Annotated in this window: 17 protein-coding genes; 12 read left to right on the top strand and 5 right to left on the bottom strand. The window is 38.9% G+C overall.

The window, feature by feature from the left end:
* Positions 1–24: 24 nt before the first annotated feature.
* Together MLOOGBEN_RS01845 and MLOOGBEN_RS01840 are read right to left on the bottom strand one after the other, a co-directional pair.
* Complete coding sequence (locus MLOOGBEN_RS01845) at positions 25–1,410, bottom strand: sensor histidine kinase (protein ID WP_256988794.1); 1,386 nt, start codon at positions 1,408–1,410, stop codon at positions 25–27.
* 18 nt (positions 1,411–1,428) lie between these two features.
* Entirely contained in the window at positions 1,429–2,124 is a 696-nt protein-coding gene (locus MLOOGBEN_RS01840; RefSeq protein ID WP_179156548.1) for a response regulator transcription factor, read from the bottom strand.
* Positions 2,125–2,310: 186 nt separating this feature from the next.
* On the opposite strand from MLOOGBEN_RS01840, the gene MLOOGBEN_RS01835 reads away from it, so the two are divergent.
* The 7 genes from MLOOGBEN_RS01835 (at position 2,311) to MLOOGBEN_RS01805 (ending at position 7,675) form a co-directional block, all read left to right on the top strand.
* Positions 2,311–2,844, top strand: a complete 534-nt coding sequence (locus MLOOGBEN_RS01835) for a YdhK family protein (protein ID WP_179156547.1) — start codon at positions 2,311–2,313, stop codon at positions 2,842–2,844.
* Positions 2,845–2,953: 109 nt separating this feature from the next.
* Positions 2,954–3,568, top strand: coding sequence for a nitrite reductase (locus MLOOGBEN_RS01830; RefSeq protein WP_179156546.1), 615 nt, complete (start codon positions 2,954–2,956; stop codon positions 3,566–3,568).
* Positions 3,569–3,814: 246 nt separating this feature from the next.
* A complete protein-coding gene (locus MLOOGBEN_RS01825; protein WP_179156545.1) occupies positions 3,815–4,366 on the top strand; it encodes a hypothetical protein in 552 nt (183 codons plus the stop codon).
* A complete protein-coding gene (locus MLOOGBEN_RS01820) occupies positions 4,366–5,730 on the top strand; it encodes a 4Fe-4S binding protein (RefSeq protein ID WP_179156544.1) in 1,365 nt (454 codons plus the stop codon). Before MLOOGBEN_RS01825 ends, MLOOGBEN_RS01820 begins: the two co-directional genes overlap by 1 nt.
* 135 nt (positions 5,731–5,865) lie before the next feature.
* Positions 5,866–6,192 (top strand): hypothetical protein, encoded by a 327-nt coding sequence (locus MLOOGBEN_RS01815; protein ID WP_179156543.1) that lies wholly within the window; start codon positions 5,866–5,868, stop codon positions 6,190–6,192.
* A gap of 109 nt (positions 6,193–6,301) precedes the next feature.
* Positions 6,302–6,670 carry an ArsR/SmtB family transcription factor gene (locus tag MLOOGBEN_RS01810; RefSeq protein WP_179156542.1) on the top strand — a complete coding sequence of 123 codons (369 nt, stop codon included), beginning with the start codon at positions 6,302–6,304 and terminating at the stop codon, positions 6,668–6,670.
* Positions 6,671–6,733: 63 nt separating this feature from the next.
* Positions 6,734–7,675 (top strand): cation diffusion facilitator family transporter, encoded by a 942-nt coding sequence (locus tag MLOOGBEN_RS01805; protein WP_179156541.1) that lies wholly within the window; start codon positions 6,734–6,736, stop codon positions 7,673–7,675.
* Between the two features lie 41 nt (positions 7,676–7,716).
* Here MLOOGBEN_RS01805 and MLOOGBEN_RS01800 read toward each other — a convergent pair whose 3' ends face one another.
* The 3 genes from MLOOGBEN_RS01800 to MLOOGBEN_RS01790 all read right to left on the bottom strand — a co-directional run bounded on the left by MLOOGBEN_RS01800 (position 7,717) and on the right by MLOOGBEN_RS01790 (position 10,828).
* Positions 7,717–8,646 (bottom strand): TIGR03943 family putative permease subunit, encoded by a 930-nt coding sequence (locus MLOOGBEN_RS01800; RefSeq protein ID WP_179156540.1) that lies wholly within the window; start codon positions 8,644–8,646, stop codon positions 7,717–7,719.
* A gap of 12 nt (positions 8,647–8,658) precedes the next feature.
* Positions 8,659–9,657, bottom strand: coding sequence for a permease (locus MLOOGBEN_RS01795; RefSeq protein WP_179156539.1), 999 nt, complete (start codon positions 9,655–9,657; stop codon positions 8,659–8,661).
* 142 nt (positions 9,658–9,799) lie between these two features.
* Positions 9,800–10,828 (bottom strand): metal ABC transporter solute-binding protein, Zn/Mn family, encoded by a 1,029-nt coding sequence (locus tag MLOOGBEN_RS01790; RefSeq protein WP_179156538.1) that lies wholly within the window; start codon positions 10,826–10,828, stop codon positions 9,800–9,802.
* A 270-nt stretch (positions 10,829–11,098) separates the two neighbouring features.
* On the opposite strand from MLOOGBEN_RS01790, the gene MLOOGBEN_RS01785 reads away from it, so the two are divergent.
* The 5 genes from MLOOGBEN_RS01785 to uvrB all read left to right on the top strand — a co-directional run bounded on the left by MLOOGBEN_RS01785 (position 11,099) and on the right by uvrB (position 15,898).
* On the top strand, positions 11,099–12,295 hold the full coding sequence (locus MLOOGBEN_RS01785) for a GTP-binding protein (protein ID WP_179156537.1): 1,197 nt from the start codon (positions 11,099–11,101) through the stop codon (positions 12,293–12,295).
* A 19-nt stretch (positions 12,296–12,314) separates the two neighbouring features.
* The gene (gene rpmG / locus MLOOGBEN_RS01780) at positions 12,315–12,464 is read left to right on the top strand and encodes a 50S ribosomal protein L33 (protein WP_117325841.1); all 150 of its coding nucleotides are present in this window, start codon (positions 12,315–12,317) and stop codon (positions 12,462–12,464) included.
* Between the two features lie 249 nt (positions 12,465–12,713).
* The gene (locus tag MLOOGBEN_RS01775; protein ID WP_179156536.1) at positions 12,714–13,355 is read left to right on the top strand and encodes a YcnI family copper-binding membrane protein; all 642 of its coding nucleotides are present in this window, start codon (positions 12,714–12,716) and stop codon (positions 13,353–13,355) included.
* Between the two features lie 112 nt (positions 13,356–13,467).
* On the top strand, positions 13,468–13,701 hold the full coding sequence (locus MLOOGBEN_RS01770) for a DUF2198 family protein (RefSeq protein ID WP_179156858.1): 234 nt from the start codon (positions 13,468–13,470) through the stop codon (positions 13,699–13,701).
* A 217-nt stretch (positions 13,702–13,918) separates the two neighbouring features.
* Complete coding sequence (gene uvrB / locus MLOOGBEN_RS01765; protein WP_179156535.1) at positions 13,919–15,898, top strand: excinuclease ABC subunit UvrB; 1,980 nt, start codon at positions 13,919–13,921, stop codon at positions 15,896–15,898.
* Position 15,899: the final 1 nt, after the last annotated feature.

The following is a 15,899-nucleotide window of genomic DNA, read 5'->3' as shown; positions in this document are numbered from 1 at the left end:
TTAAAAACTCCTTCTAGCAGCAGTTTAGAAGGAGCTTTTTTGTTGAGTCAAAATAATCATAAAGCGAGTTCCTACGCCTACTTGACTTTCAATATTAATTTCTCCACCGTGAGCTTCGACTAGCTGTTGGACAATGGCAAGACCCAAACCGAATCCACCTGTAGCCCTTGAGCGAGATTTATCCACTCTATAAAGACGGTCAAAGATATGCGGCAGGTCTTCTTCGGGAATTCCAATTCCCTGGTCTTGAATCGTAATTTGAACTTTTCCATTCTCTTCTACTGCCCTTACATTCGTAGTGCTGGTTTCATTCGAGTATTTGAGACTATTATCTAACAGGTTGATTAACACCTGTTCAAATCTAGTAGGGTCAATATCAATAAATAAGTTCGTTGGACAGTCTAATTGCAGGTGTATTCGTTTATTTTTAAACGCCGGCAAAACCCTCTCATAAATGGAGTGAAGAAAGCTGCTCAAATTTACCTGTTCTTTCTTTATTGAAAACGTATTTTGGTCCAATTTGGCAAGGTCAAATAACTCTTTTAGTAAGCTGCTTACACGCTGGGATTCTTCTTGGATAATTTCAAGGTAGTGTGCTCGGTCCTTTTCTTCAAGATTCTTTCGCCTGGCGATGTCAGCATACCCATTAATATAGGTCAAGGGAGTGCGAAGTTCGTGAGAAATACTAGCCAAAAACTCGTTTCGTTCTTGTTTTAAATAATTTAAGTCATTGGCAAGCGTTTGGATGGAAAGTGAAAGCTCTCCTATTTCATCATTGGACAGTTTTGGAAGAGTAACAGAAAAATCCCCTGTGCTTAACTTTTTTGTTGCCTCTTTCATGGTGATCAAAGGCTTTGTTACAGCTTTTGATAAAAAGAAAATGAAAATTAGAACCGTGAACAGGATAAGCACAGATGCAATAAAAATATGTCTATTTAATTGGGAGATCAGCTTTTGGACATCATCTGTTTTTTTGAACATATACACATAACCGAATTTCTTACCATCTTTATTTATCGGCGTAACTGTGGCGATATATTCTTTCTTTTTCCAGTCCTCTTGGAGGATTTTTCCTCTTTTCGGAAGGTCAATGTCTGCAACAGGTAAATTCAATATGTCCTCTATGCTACTGTTAATCTTGTTAGAAGAAACCAAAATCTCACCATCAAGGTTCGTCACCACCACCGGGGAATCGGATTGTGCTGCCATTAATTTTACATGACTAAGTGTGTGCGCGTCTGCCTTCGCTTCTAATACAGCACGGTGACTATTTCCCTTTGAGAGAAGGGATTCAAATTCCTGGTGGACCCGTGTATGTACTAAATTGTTATGCAAGAAAGTCATCGAAACTACTTCAATAATTAATATACAAAGGGAGAACCATAATCCTAGTTTTATGGAAATCTTCAAGGGTAAACACCTCGTAGTCTAAATAGATGTTTCTGTATCATCAACTGTCCATTTATATCCGACTCCCCAAACCGTAAATAGGTGGTTATCAACAGGAAAGCCGGCATTTCGCAATTTTTCTCGCAGATTCCGAATATGGGAATCTACGGTCCGATCATCTATATGTGAGTTTAATCCCCATATGGTAGACAATAAATGGTCGCGGGAAAAGACTTTGTGAGGATTTTTTAAAAACAAACCCACTAAGGCAAATTCTTTGGGTGTTACTTGAATGGCAGTACTTTGATATTTCAATTCAACAGATTCTTCCTTCCACTCTAACCCTTTAAAAATCAGTCTTTTTTCTTTTACATCATTTGTTCTTCTTAACAATGCTTCAATTCTAGCTAATAATTCCTCTTCGCTGAATGGTTTCGTCACATAATCATCTGCACCAAATTTTAGCCCTTTAATGATATCGACCGTTTCCGTTCTTGCAGTAAGCATAATGACAGGAACATTTGAAAACTCTCTAATTTTTTTGCAGGTCGTCCAGCCATCCATTTCCGGCATCATCACATCAAGAATTACAAGGTCAATTTTCTCCTCTTCTAAAATGAATATGGCATCTTTACTAGAAGGTGTCTTGATACATTTATAACCATGGGGATTTAAGTATAAGTCTAAAAGGTCTAGCATCCGGGTTTCATCATCTACAAGTAATATCGTTTTCATACTCCACCGCCATTTACACAATATATCATTATAATAAATGAAAAATATGAAGAATGTTTGCAGATTTAATGGCTTATTTATAAATTGTTTGCTATGGGAATGCCAACAGTTAAATTCATATTTTCTGCACAAATTTGTGCTAACATCTTACTTGTTTAAATAAAGGGAAAAGGGGTAGTTATTTAAATGATCAAAAAAGGAATGAAAAAATCAGTTATTTTACTTGTGTTAGCAGCCCTGTTCGTTATTCTAGGAGCTTGCTCAAATGACGGCGGTCACTCTAATATGGACCACTCAGGATCGTCTGAAGTCCCTGAAGGGTTAAAGGAAGCTGAAAATCCGAAATACAAAACAGGCAGTAAAGTGATTATTGAGTCCGATCACATGGAAGGTATGAAGGGTGCTGAAGCAACGATTGTAGGAGCGTATGATACCACGGTTTATACCATTTCTTACACTCCGACAGATGGTGGAGAAAAAATAGAAAACCATAAATGGGTCATTCATGAGGAAATTCAGGATGCGGGTGACGAACCATTTAAACCTGGATCAGAAGTTACCATCAATGCTGAACACATGGAAGGCATGGATGGAGTGACAGCTGAAATTGATTCAGTTGAAGCAACAACTGTGTATATGGTTGATTTCACCACTACGGATGGAGAAAAAGTAACAAATCATAAATGGGTAACGGAGAGTGAACTATCTCCAGCTAAATAATATTGAAGAGCTTATCCTTTTAGGGATTAAGCTCTTTTTTTCTGAGTGATAAAAAAAGCCATGTTAAAATAATCATGTATAGAGAAATGCTGGGGGATAGGAAAAAAATATGACTGCGGAAGGCAAGAAAATAAAGGTTGCCGTTAATGGCGGTATCGGATTTGGAGCTAAGTTAAATCCGAAACAATTAGTAACCATTGCAAAGTATTTAAATGAAGATGAAGAAATAGAGCTGACAACCTTTCAACAACTTTATATAGAAATACCTGAAGAAAACAAAGTTGAAATAATGGAGGAATTCAACCGCGTGGGCTTGGCTTGTTATCCGGTCGGAAATTTTGTGAAGAGTCTGAGAACCTGCAATTTTTGTAAGGGAGAAGAAGAGGAAGGAATGCCGGTCGCTAAGGAATTAAACCGACGCATAGCTGGGAAAGCCGTACCTTTTACCCTGAAAGTTGCCTATACAGGCTGTCCTGTTGGCTGTGGGGAACCGATGTTAAGTGATATCGGTGTGATGAAAGTAAGGGACCATTATAACGTATATGCAGGTGGTAAAGCGAAGGGAAACGACGCACAAGTAGGTACCCTAATCGCAGAAAATTTAACCCCTGAGGAATTGTATTCGATGGTTGAGAATATCATCGACATCTATGCAAAAGAGGGGAAAAAACGGGAAGCTTTCAACAAATTTTTAAAACGGATTGATAATCGTTTGTTAACTTAGGAGGGTTAAAACTCTGACCATTGGAGACTGTGGTCAGAGTTTTTTTTGCCTAAAAAATCAAAAGGCATGTAATTTAGTAGCTTATAAAATTTTGTTTATTACAAAACGATGAACAAATCTCAAATAAAAGTATCAGCCATATTATCTCCATTAAAAATGCATAAAAACTGCAAATATACCCACTAAATTATAGTTATAAACAAATGAAATGTTTAATTCGTAAAAAACTTTGTGGAGGTGTAAAAAGTGAAAAAGAGATTTATAGCTTTATTTGTATTATTATTTATTTTCTCTTTTAACCTATCTGTTATGGCAGAGGGAGGTCATGACGACAAACAATCAACAAATCAAGAAGGTAATGAACAAAACGAAAAGAGTGAAAGTGCAGATACGCATTCAGAAGAAGCGGATACTCACTCTGAGGATGAAGATTCGCATTCTGAGGAAGCTGATGCTCATTCGAAAGAAGCGGATACTCATTCAAAAGAGGCTGAGGCTCATCCAGATGAAGCAGAAGTGCATACTGAAGCGGAAGAAGCCCATTCCGATGCAGCAGATGCCCATTCCGATGCGGCTGACGCTCATGGTGAAGAGGAAGATACACATGGTGAAGAAGCAGAAACTCATTCAGATGAGGAAGAAGCTCATGAAGAGGAAGGCGAGGTTGATGATCACCATGGACCTGTAGTGGAAACACCACCTAACTATAAAGTGTTAGGATCATTTGGAGCAGTGAATCTATCATTTATCTTAATCGGTGTCTGGAATAAATGGTTTAGAAGGAAGGGGATTAAATAATGGGAATGCCTGAGAGAAACTTAAAATCTGAGAAGGAACCTTTTAATCTTTTATCGATTCCATGGGTTAAGAGTTTTGTAAAAAGTAAATGGTATCCTGGAATTTTTCAATGGATGGTCATCTTTGTCTTTTCAGTAATCGTATTTGAATTGGTAATGGGAACGGTAAATCCAAGTAAGAACTTTGGAACAACGATGACATGGGTATTATGGTGGCCAATCATTCCAATTTTATTTTTAGTCGCCGGCCGTTTCTGGTGTGCGATTTGCCCCTTTGGCAAGCTAAGTGATATTGTTCGGAATTTTGTTGGCAGCAAGCGGCCAATGCCCAAGTTCCTAAAAAAATATGGAATCTGGCTAATCGATTTATTTTTTATTGCGATTACCTATAGTGACCATGTCTGGGGAATTGTGGAGTCGCCGCGCGGATCAGGATACCTGTTGTTACTGCTCGTAACAATGGTTGTAGTTACTTCCGTTTTTTATGAAAGAAGAACATTTTGTAAGACACTTTGCTTCCTAGGTGGTCTTGCAGGTAACTATGCTCGATCTGGTGCAGTTAAAGTGCAGGCAACCCCTGATATTTGTAAAACCTGTAAAGTTCAATCCTGCTACAAAGGAACCGAGAAGGTTGAAGGCTGTCCAATGTTCCAATTTCCTAGAACAATGGAATCCAGTGCGGAATGTAATATTTGCGGAAATTGTGTGAAAAACTGTCCCAATGATTCCATCAAAATAGAAACAAGAATTCCGACAAAGGAATTATGGGGCTTAAAGAATCCAAAGCTTGAGCATGCTTCCTTAGCAGCTGTTATTATGGGAATTGTGTTTGTCCAGAACATTACCATGCTTGAACCGTGGCAGGGTATTTTAAAAGCAATTGGCACAGTGACAGGTACATCAAGTTATGTTGTAAACTTTACAGTTGCCTTTATCATTGCCATGGCATTACCGATTCTTTTACTATTAGGTACTGCTAAGCTTGCATCTTTCTTCGGCATGGAAGGCACAGTGAAAAAGAACTTTACCCGATTTGGTTATGCAATCATTCCGTTGGACCTTGCTGGCCACTTAGGGCATAATCTATTCCATATTTTTACGGAAGGTAAAGCAATATGGTATAACAGTATCGGTTTATTTGGAGTAGAATCAAATCCAGAAAGTTTGAGTTTGGCATCTACTCCTACCGTTCAGATGATACAATATGCGATTATTGTGATTGGATTAATTGGGACAGTTTATGTAACGTACAGGATGGGTAAGAAATCGTCATTCAAAGCCATGCTGCCTTACTATATCCTGATGATTGCACTTGCAGTTACGAATATTTACTTATTCTCACTACCTATGAGTCACAGGGTGTAACTTATTTAACTTAGAGGGGCCATTGGTTCCTCTTTTTAGTTGTCAAACCTAAAGGGTAGTCATACAATATAATAAAAGTTGGTTTAGGGAAAAATAGTGGATTAAAGGAAACTCTATCCGGATGAGGTGATAAATGTGTGTTCGCCAAATAGCTTTATCGAGCAGCAGGCATCTGAAATGAGTGAAAAGATTAGGAAAGATTCATTATACAAATTTATTCGGGTAGAATACTCCGAAAGTGAAGCTGGGTACATTACCAAGGTAGTATTAGAAGATAAAGACGGGACGGTATATTCAATAGAACCAAATCCCTTCGGTGTAAAATTTGCCAGGGGTGAAATTACCTTCAAAGAGTACAAAAAACTCCAAAAACAAGACACCTTAAATGTAATGGCTATTTTCTCAGGGATCATTGTCCTCTTTGGCGGTTTTATGTTTGGATTAATGAAGTACTTTGTATAAATCAACAGGCCAGTTTAACATAGGCTTATAAAATAAAAACAATTGACATTCAAACATTGCTTTGAATATCATATAATCAAATAGATATTTGAATGTATGAGGTGATGGAATGAAAGAACGTGATGTTTGCGAAGTCAACTGTGTTGATAGCCACAAAACCACACGAGTACAGCCATTAGTTGAAAAAAGTAATATTGTTGAGGTTACAAAGCTCTTTAAGGCCTTATCCGATGAAACCCGAATGAAAATTGCCTATGCTCTCACACTTGAGGAGGAGCTATGTGTATGTGATGTGGCAAATATTGTCGGTGCGACAACGGCAACTGCTTCCCATCATTTGCGCCATTTAAAGAGCCAAGGACTTGCAAAATACCGTAAAGAGGGGAAATTAGCCTACTATTCCCTCGATGATGATCATGTCAAACAACTCATTCACATTGCCTTTGAGCACCAGCATGAGGTTTCGAGCAGAAAGTAGATAGGTATCACGAAACAGAGATAAGAAAAAACTAAGAACTAACTCTTTGGGGGAGGAAAATTTATGGGACATCACCACCACCATGGCCACTCTCACGGGCATTCACATGGTCACGGGCATGGACATTCGCATACAAGTAATAAAAAAGCACTGCTGGGCTCATTTATTTTGATTGCTGCGTTTATGGTCGTCGAGGTGATTGGCGGAATTTTAACAAACAGCTTAGCCTTATTGTCTGACGCTGGACATATGCTCAGCGATGCAGCTGCACTTGGTCTAAGCTTTTACGCCATTAAGCTCGGGGAGAAACAGGTTTCGCAGGAAAAAACGTATGGATATAAGCGCTTTGAAATCATTGCTGCTGCCTTGAACGGACTTACGTTAATCATCATTTCCTTATATATCTTTTATGAAGCGTTTCAGCGTTTCTTTGCGCCGCAGGAGGTGCAGAGTACGGGCATGCTGATGATTTCTGTAACGGGATTGGTGGTAAACATTATCGCTGCCTGGATTCTGATGAGCGGTGACAAGGATGATAACCTCAATGTCCGAAGTGCATTTTTGCATGTACTTGGTGACATGCTTGGATCTGTTGGTGCCATCATTGCAGCCTTGTTGATTATGTTCTTCGGCTGGACGATTGCCGATCCGATTGCCAGTGTCATTGTCGCTGTGTTAATCATTATTAGCGGATACCGAGTTACAAAGGACTCTTTCCATATATTAATGGAAGGTGCACCAACCCAAATGGATCTCCATCAAGTTAAAGACTCATTGAGTAAAATTCCGTTAGTAAAAGAAGTTCATGATTTGCACGTCTGGACGATTACATCTGGATACCCGGTTTTAAGCTGTCATATTACCATTTTAGACGAAGCCAGCCATGACGAAATTTTGGCATGTTCGCAAAAAATTCTTCACGATGAGTTTCATATTGAACATAGCACCATCCAGGTCGAAAAAGCTGAAATTGGCTGTCCTAGCCCGCATGGAACATGTAATTAACTAGAGGGTGTCCCATACTTTTGGGACACCCTCTGGTTTTTCTAAAGGATTTTCACGGTAATTGGATAGAGATACGGTTCTTTAGGCTCATCGATTTCTTTCCAGTTGGTGATTTTGATGATTGGAAATTTTGCACCATTATAGCTTGTGGTATCTAAAACGCCTTTCGCTTCAATCCAGGTGTTTTCTTCTAGTAAAGTGGCTTCAGGTAACTCTGAAATAAATCCGATAATGCCAGCATCTGCTACACAATGGGTAATCAAAAATCTTGCCAGCACTAGCTGGTTTTGTTCAAGTCCTTCTTCTTTGTAAACAAATCCTTTTAAAGTAATTTCTCTGCCTTTAAATTTATCGAGGTCCATATGCATTTCTTCATAATAAGTTGAAAAAACAGTATCGTTCATATCAATCGTTGAACTTTGTTCTAATTGCTGTATTAACTGTTCGTATTCTTCGTTTGTATAAGCGTTGTCTTTAATACGTGAAAGGTCTACTAAATCCTCATTAATAACTGGATCTTCCTGTTGGTCAGTGTTAGGTCCACCCTCGTCCACTTGTTTCTGATCGGCCTGCTGTTCAGATAATACGGCTAAGCCGCCTTTTTTATCCGCAATCGATGCGTCTAGCACCTTGGCCGGAAGCAGGAACCCCGTGACCAACGGAAAAACAATCACAAGATAAGCGATTAATTTTTTAGTAGTAAAAGGTGTTTCTCCATGATCGTGACTGCAGTTATGGTCGTGAGCGTCGTGATGACAATGGTGATGCTGGTTGTTTGCCCTAATCGTCCATATTCTTGTTGTTTGGATCATAAACAATATTAAAAATAATACAGAAGCGGATTGGCTTAAACCCTCATATTTTGGATTAATAAACTTTGTTATTTCGCCAGTAAAATGAAGCTTAAAAAGCAGGACTGAAAAAGCTAGCAGAATAAACGCTCTGACGGCCTGCTGAAAATGGAATCTCACGACTTTCCCCCCTTAAATAAAGCTTTGCACAGACATGATTGTAATAAAGATGACCGAAATGATTAAAGCCAGCACACCGATAACAAACTTCAATCGGAATACGCTCAGCATCATAAGGGTGTTTTTTAAATCCATCATTGGACCAAAGATTAAAAAACCTAAAATGGCTGAAGTCGGGAAAATACTGCTGAAGGAAGCACCGATAAAGGCATCTGCTTCAGAACAAAGGGATAAAACATAAGCCAATCCCATCATGACTGCTAGAGACGATACCGTTCCGCTGCCAGCTTCCAAGAGAGCCTTTGCCGGCAGATAGGTTTGTACAAATGCAGCCAAAAAGGCTCCCATTACAAGGTATTTCCCCATATCAAAAAACTCATCAATCGAATGGGTTAACATCGACCAAAATCTTGTTGTAAGAGCTTCTTTCTTTGAGAGTATTTGAGAAGTACTTGTAAGGACAGGGTTCTTTAATTGATTTCCTTTAAAAAGGATACTGACAGCAAAAGCGACCAAAACAGCAATGAAAAAACCTAACACCATCCTTAATCCAGCAATCTTAAAATCATTCCCAAATGCCATATACGTGGAGGCTATCACAATCGGATTTATAAGCGGACCTGTCAGCATAAAGCCGATGGCTGCATGGATGGGTACACCTTTTCCGACAAGACGGCGGACGATGGGAACAATTCCACATTCACATGCAGGAAAGAGGGCTCCAATGATACAACTCATGATGATAGCTAAAACTTTATTTTTTGGAATCCAGCGTTGAATATGTTCTTCGGTCACAAATATTTGGATTACACCGGCAATGAGGACTCCGATTAAAACAAAGGGCAGTGCCTCTATTAAAATACTTAGAAATATTGTATTTAGATTTAATAGTGACGGAGGTATATCAAATGAGAGTTTTAAGCTAGTACTAAACGAAAGCAGTAATAACGCTAAAACAATGAGCATAATACCCGTGAATTCTATGATATTATTTCGAACAATGCGATACATAAATACCCCCTGATTCTATTAAATAGTTTGGTACATTTACTAGAGTATGAATAAAAAATTTAATATATACCTATCGTTCCACATATGTAAGGGAAACCCCTGCCGCAATAAATGGCAGGGATAGATAAGCCGCATATTGTTGTTAGTTATTTAAAACGGTCTTGATGGTTTCTAAATTCTTACGCATGATGCTGAAATAATCATCTTTTTGTTTAATGTTTTCTTCTGTTATAGCTTCTAAATTATGGAGAGTAAGAGACTTAGCTCCTATTTCCTCTTGGATGATTTTTGCTATTTTAGGTGAAACATTCTGCTCGAAAATCACATAATGAATATTATGTTCGGCAGACTCTTCAATGATTGCTTGCAGTTCTTTTTGAGATGGTTCTTGTGTAGGTGATAAACCTGATATAGCAATTTCTTCAATGCCATACCGCTTTTCCCAATAACCGTAGGCCGCATGTGCAACTAGAATGTTCCTCGTCTTTGAACTCTCAATCGTAGTTTTAAATTCTTGATCCAGTTTTTCTAGCTCATCTTTTAGCTGATTAAAATTGGATTCAAACTCGGCTGTGCGTTCTGGCATTTGCTTACTTAAAGCATTTTTGATGTTTTTTGCTAAATCAATAGATAGAACCGGATCTAACCATACATGGGGGTCTAGGTCACCATCGGCATGATCTTCATGTGCCTCGGAATCTTTGTGCGTATCTTCCTCAGAATGCCCATTTTCATCCTCATGTTGTTCACTTTCAGACTCACCCTCTCCATGATGATGCTCATCTTCCGTTTCGAGGAGTTCAATGCCATCCGCAGCTTTGACGATTTGTACGTCCTCTTTTTTCAAAGCTTCCGCAGCTTTATCCGCAAATCCTTCAAGTCCAACTCCTGTATAGATAAATAAATCGGAATTAGCAAGGGAGACCATATCCTTTTGAGAGGGCTCAAATGTATGGGCGTCCACGTTTGGAGGATAGATACTCTGAACATCAACAAATTCACCGCCAATTTTTTTCGTAAAATCCTCAAGCGGATAGATAGTCGTATAGACTGTTACTGTATCTTGATTCTTTTTATCGTCGCTTTTATTTACCGTTTCGGTTTTTCCACATCCGGCTAAAATAAGACTTAACACGAGTACAGAAGTGGTAACGAATTGAGAAATCTTCATTTTTTTTAACTCCATTCTATTTTGGTTATAAATCGTAATTGTTTCGTTTTACATTTTAAAACATGATTATTCATTTGTAAATGAAAATATGAATCTTTTAATTTAATAGACTGGATCAACTAACAATACCTCTTGAAGAAGACAAGAAAGTTTATGGAGTACACCTAAAAAAAACTTGCTTTACTGAAGATAGTTTTGTAAGATGTAAATCGTAACTATTACGTTTTGTGTTTTGTAAATCGTAATGATTTTGAATTAGGGGTGATGGAAATGACAAAAAGAATACCTGTTACTGTACTAAGTGGTTACTTAGGGTCAGGGAAAACAACTTTATTAAATTTTGTCTTAGCCAATCGTGAGCAGAAAAAGATTGCTGTCATTGTAAATGATATGAGTGAGGTAAACATTGATGCTTCGATAATAAAACAAGGTGCATTTTCTCGAACAGATGAGAAACTAGTTGAGCTACAAAACGGCTGTATTTGCTGCACATTAAGAGAGGATTTAATGATTGAAGTGGAAAGGCTTGTTCAAGCAGGAGATATTGATTATATCTTAATTGAATCATCTGGAATTTCTGAGCCTGTTCCTGTTGCCCAAACATTTACATATATCGATGAGGATCTTGGAATCAACCTTTCAGAATACTGCACGCTTGACACAATGGTGACTGTGGTAGACGCCAATCGTTTTTGGCATGATTTTGCCTCTGGTGAAAGCTTACTTGATCGTAAGCAAGGAAACGATGAATTTGATACTCGTGAAGTGGTTGACTTATTGATTGATCAGATTGAATTTGCCAATGTGTTGATATTAAACAAGATAGATTTAGTGGACGGCGAGAGTGTTCTTGAACTGAAAAAAGTCCTTCAAAAGTTAAATCCTGAGGCGAGAATCATTGAAAGTGTGCATGCAAAAGTAGCATTAAGTGAAATTATGGATACCGGGTTATTTGATTTTGAAGAGGCAAGTCAAGGTGCCGGCTGGATTAAAGAGCTGCTGGAAGAACACACTCCAGAAACAGAAGAATATGGGATTTCTTCCTTTGTGTATCGTAAAAATAGACCTTTTCATCCTGAAAGATTGATGCAGTGGTTAGAGGACTGGCCAGTAGATGTTGTTCGGGCAAAAGGCTTCTTGTGGCTGGCAACGCGAAATGATATGACAGGTTTGTTATCACAAGCAGGACCCTCTATTATCCTTGAAGGTGCTGGCGAATGGCTGGCGGCATATCCTGAACAGGAAAGAGCCCAAATCCTTTTGGAAGAACCAGAACTCCTGGAAAAATGGGACGAAGAGTTTGGAGATCGGATGATAGAGCTTGTTTTCATCGGTGTGGATATGAATCGAGAAAAAATTGAGGCTTCATTAGACAAATGCTTATTATCTGATGAAGAAATGACAATGGATTGGAGTGGGTTTAACGATCCGCTTCCGGCATTTACGGTTTCTACATTAGAATATTAACGATTGGGAGGAATATAGAATGAGAGTAAAAATCACATTAGCATGTACCGAAACAGGAGATCGCAATTACATTACCACAAAAAATAAGCGAAACAACCCAGACCGTATTGAGCTAATGAAGTATAGCCCACGCCTAAAAAAACGCACTCTGCACCGGGAAACAAAATAAACAGCAAATAGAACCCCTAGGCAGCTGCCTTAGGGTTCTATTTTTTACTATAATGTTTTTAATGGCATATATAGCGAGTTGAATATGGTTTTCAAGCTCCATCACTGTGACATTTCTATGAACATTTTAGTCCATTGTTTAAAAAAATAGCCCATAAGGGTCATATAAAGAAAGAGTAAAAATCTTTATTTTTATAGGTAAGGAACTTATTAATGTTATAAAATATTTTTTAAGAATGGAGATATTAAAATGAAAAAATTATTTACTTCACTAGTAACAATAATTGTTGCTTTTTCTCTTTTTGCCGGGGTAGCAAGTGCTCATGTTACCGTTGGGCCAAATGAAACGTCACAAGGGGCATATCAAATGTTTACGGTAAAAGTACCGTCTGAAAAAGAAGATGTTTTGACAACAAAAATTCAAGTATTAATTCCTGAAAATGTTAATATTACACGTTTTGAACCAAAGTCAGGATGGAATTATGAAATTCAGAAAGATGACACTGGTAAAATTACATCAGTGACCTGGACAACGGAAGGTGAAGGCCTATCTGCTACTGAATTTGGTCAGTTTAACATGAACGGAAAAGTAGGCGACGAAGCAACCGAAATCGTTTGGAAAGCGATCCAAACCTACTCGGATGGAAGTGTTGTAGAATGGGTAGAAGCAGAAGAGGCAAATTACCCTGCTTCTGTAACAGTTGTAAATCCAGCTGATGCTTCTGCACACGGCCATGGAGAAAAAACGACTGATAAAGATGCTCCATCAGAAGAAAAAGTAACAGAAGAAGTCAAAGAAACTAATTTCTCAAACACACCGCTTTATCTTTCAATCGCAGCATTAGTAGCAGGATTATTAGCTTTATTAATATCTCTTAAAAAGAGAGGATAATTGTTTCGAAGACAAGAGTGTCGATCTCTTGTCTTTTTTCTTGCAATTTTGTGAATAAATTTCTAAAATGAATAAACAGAAATGAAATAAATGAGGTGGACCCATTTTGGAGATGGTTATTAGATATTTGTCTGCACTGATTTTGCCGGGCTTACTCGTGCTGCTATTTACCAGAGTCACATACAATCGGCTTATCGGTCTTGCATTGACCGTCGGGCTCATTGCTGCCTCTGCTTTTAAAGGGTATACCAATACTTTTCCACTTATCGTTGTAGATGCCTTTTCGCTTACAGTTGGCTTCTGGCTTGCCGCAAAAATGAAACAAAGAGTTTTCAAAAAAACGTAATCACCCACCGTAGATGTTAAGTCTGTCAATTAAATGGCAGGCTTTTTTGCTTTTTATATCAAAAAATCGAATGTTCGTTCGCATATTAGTGGTTTGTTTTTGGGGAATTGTGTTAGAATGATACTATTAGAGTTTCAGGATACACTTTCCAGCACCATCCCGGTACATGTGCAAGTTCTTTGCTAGAAAGTGATTTTATCGTACGGGAGGAAGATCAGTGAAGGATCAATTTGAATTAGTTTCGAAATATTCACCGCAAGGCGATCAGCCGGAAGCGATTCGACAGTTAGTTCAGGGGATTAATGAGAATAAGCGCTACCAAACCTTGCTTGGTGCCACTGGAACAGGTAAGACGTTTACTGTTTCAAACGTGATAAAAGAAGTAAACAAGCCGACACTTGTCATCGCTCACAATAAAACCTTAGCTGGTCAGCTATACAGTGAATTTAAGGAATTTTTCCCAAATAATGCTGTTGAGTATTTCGTCAGTTACTACGATTATTTTCAGCCGGAAGCCTATGTTCCTTCGACAGATACATTTATTGAAAAAGACGCCAGTATTAATGATGAAATTGATAAACTTCGGCACTCCGCAACATCCTCCTTATTTGAGAGGAAGGATGTTATTATCATTGCCAGTGTATCGTGTATTTACGGTCTCGGTTCACCTGAAGAATACCGAGAAATGGTGCTGTCACTAAGGACAGGTATGGAGATTGAACGCAACCAGCTGCTGCACCGTTTGGTCGATATTCAGTATGAAAGAAATGATATTGATTTCAAACGTGGTACGTTCCGAGTTCGCGGCGATGTGGTGGAAATTTTCCCTGTGTCCCGTGATGAACATTGTGTGCGCGTAGAATTTTTTGGCGATGAAGTAGATCGCATTCGTGAGGTCGACGCCCTAACGGGGGAAATTATCGGTGAACGTGATCATATAGCCATTTTTCCAGCTTCCCACTTCGTAACCAGAGAAGAAAAAATGAGAGTAGCCATCGAGAATATCGAGAAAGAACTCGAAGAACGCCTAGAAGACCTCCGTGAGGAAAATAAATTGCTTGAAGCGCAGCGGATTGAACAGCGTACTCGCTATGATCTTGAAATGATGCGGGAAATGGGTTTTTGTTCAGGAATTGAAAACTACTCACGTCATCTGACACTAAGACCTGCTGGTTCTACACCCTATACGCTGCTTGATTATTTTCCAGAAGATTTTCTTTTGATTGTCGATGAGTCACATGTTACCCTGCCGCAGGTTAGAGGGATGTTCAATGGTGATCGAGCCCGGAAGCAGGTGCTTGTGGACCACGGTTTCCGTCTGCCATCAGCGCTAGATAACCGGCCGTTGACCTATGATGAATTTGAAAAGCATATTCATAATGCGATCTTTGTATCAGCAACGCCAGGTCCTTTTGAGCTAGAGCATACTCCGGAAATGATTCAGCAAATCATTCGACCAACTGGATTGTTGGATCCAACAATAGAGATCCGTCCAATTGAGGGTCAAATCGACGACATCATTGGTGAAATACAGGAGCGAATCAAGAAAAATGAACGAGTCCTTATTACGACGCTGACAAAGAAAATGTCGGAGGACTTAACGGACTATTTAAAAGAAATAGGCATTAAAGTCCAATATTTGCATTCAGAAGTGAAGACACTTGAACGGATTGAGATTATTCGTGAGCTCCGGCTCGGCAAGTATGATGTCCTCGTCGGAATCAACCTGCTAAGAGAAGGTCTTGATATTCCTGAGGTTTCGCTGATTACGATTCTCGATGCCGATAAGGAAGGCTTCCTTCGTTCGGAACGTTCATTGATCCAAACTATCGGCCGGGCAGCGCGTAATGCCAATGGTCATGTTATTTTGTATGCAGACAAAATAACAAATTCGATGGAAATTGCGATTAATGTAACAAGAGAGCGTCGCAAAATCCAGGAAGAATATAATATAAAGCATGGCATTACGCCGATGACGATTCAAAAGGGAATTCGCGAGGCTATTCGTGCCACCCATGCTGCTGAGGAGCAGGAAGATTACAAACCAGCAGCATCCTTCGGTAAGATGTCGAAGAAGGAAAGAGATAAGTTGATTGCTACGATGGAAAAAGAAATGAAGGCAGAAGCAAAGGCGCTTAATTTTGAACGTGCAGCTGAGCTTCGTGATTTATTATTAGAGTTAAAAGCGGAAGGATGAC

Source organism: Bacillus sp. EB106-08-02-XG196, assembly GCF_013396335.1.
In the GTDB taxonomy this organism is placed as follows: Bacteria; Bacillota; Bacilli; order Bacillales; family Cytobacillaceae; genus Neobacillus.
The sequence above is the reverse complement of the archived record's forward strand: the minus strand, read 5'-3'. Positions and strand labels throughout refer to the sequence as shown.

Bases quoted from the DNA above. Each gene is read 5' to 3' on its own strand.
- MLOOGBEN_RS01840 (WP_179156548.1), bottom strand. From the start codon at position 2,124: ATGAAAACGATATTACTTGTAGATGATGAAACCCGGATGCTAGACCTT.
- MLOOGBEN_RS01835 (WP_179156547.1), top strand. From the start codon at position 2,311: ATGATCAAAAAAGGAATGAAAAAATCAGTTATTTTACTTGTGTTAGCA.
- MLOOGBEN_RS01830 (WP_179156546.1), top strand. From the start codon at position 2,954: ATGACTGCGGAAGGCAAGAAAATAAAGGTTGCCGTTAATGGCGGTATC.
- MLOOGBEN_RS01820 (WP_179156544.1), top strand. From the start codon at position 4,366: ATGGGAATGCCTGAGAGAAACTTAAAATCTGAGAAGGAACCTTTTAAT.
- MLOOGBEN_RS01810 (WP_179156542.1), top strand. From the start codon at position 6,302: ATGAAAGAACGTGATGTTTGCGAAGTCAACTGTGTTGATAGCCACAAA.
- MLOOGBEN_RS01805 (WP_179156541.1), top strand. From the start codon at position 6,734: ATGGGACATCACCACCACCATGGCCACTCTCACGGGCATTCACATGGT.
- MLOOGBEN_RS01795 (WP_179156539.1), bottom strand. From the start codon at position 9,657: ATGTATCGCATTGTTCGAAATAATATCATAGAATTCACGGGTATTATG.
- MLOOGBEN_RS01790 (WP_179156538.1), bottom strand. From the start codon at position 10,828: ATGAAGATTTCTCAATTCGTTACCACTTCTGTACTCGTGTTAAGTCTT.
- MLOOGBEN_RS01785 (WP_179156537.1), top strand. From the start codon at position 11,099: ATGACAAAAAGAATACCTGTTACTGTACTAAGTGGTTACTTAGGGTCA.
- rpmG (WP_117325841.1), top strand. From the start codon at position 12,315: ATGAGAGTAAAAATCACATTAGCATGTACCGAAACAGGAGATCGCAAT.
- MLOOGBEN_RS01775 (WP_179156536.1), top strand. From the start codon at position 12,714: ATGAAAAAATTATTTACTTCACTAGTAACAATAATTGTTGCTTTTTCT.
- MLOOGBEN_RS01770 (WP_179156858.1), top strand. From the start codon at position 13,468: ATGGTTATTAGATATTTGTCTGCACTGATTTTGCCGGGCTTACTCGTG.